Raw genomic sequence first — 701 nt, 5'->3', positions numbered from 1 at the left:
GACGCCGATGCTGACGGTGGTGTCGACCGGGCCCTCATCGACCACGACGCCGGAGGTCTCGAACGCCTCACGCACGCGCTCGGCGACCAGCACGCCCTCCTCCAGCGAGCAAGGCAGCAGCGCTGCGAATTCCTCGCCGCCGATGCGGCCCGACAGGTCGGTGATGCGTAGGTTGCTGACCACGACGGTCGAGAACAGCTTCAGCATCTCGTCGCCGGCAGGATGGCCGAAGCGGTCGTTGATCGACTTGAAGTGGTCGATGTCGAAGATCATCACGGTCACGGGACGTCCGCCCTTTGCCTCGCGCTCGATCACGCGCGAGCAGGCCTCCGAGAAGCCGCGCCGGTTGAGCATGCCGGTCAGCGGATCGGTCGACGCCGCGGTCCGATGCGCGGTCACGGTGCGCTCCGACACCAGCATGAAGATCACGAAAACGGTGCCGACGGCATAGAGGATGAGCTCGACCGCAAACACCGTGACCCAGATGCTCGACGAGAAGCCGGCATCGTGCGGGCGCAGGAAGCTGCCGATCAGGATCGGCAGCATCAACACGCAGCCGTGCATCACCGGCATCGCGAAGGCCGGCCAGCGCCGCTGCAGGCTCTTGCGCCGCTCGGTCCAGAGCTCGCTGGCGGTCAGCGCCGCATAGACCGAGACAAGGCCGGCACCAGCGATCATGCGCAGCATGGACGCCGCGGGAT

General features: G+C 66.9%; 1 protein-coding gene. It reads right to left on the bottom strand.

The window, feature by feature from the left end; all coding sequences use genetic code 11:
- On the bottom strand, window positions 1-701 hold a 701-nt coding region (locus MOV74_RS39600; RefSeq protein ID WP_246933048.1), incomplete at both ends, for a GGDEF domain-containing protein.

The organism is Bradyrhizobium sp. SHOUNA76 (genome assembly GCF_023006445.1).
Taxonomy (GTDB): Bacteria; Pseudomonadota; Alphaproteobacteria; order Rhizobiales; family Xanthobacteraceae; genus Bradyrhizobium.
This window is presented reverse-complemented; position numbering and strand designations above follow the sequence as displayed.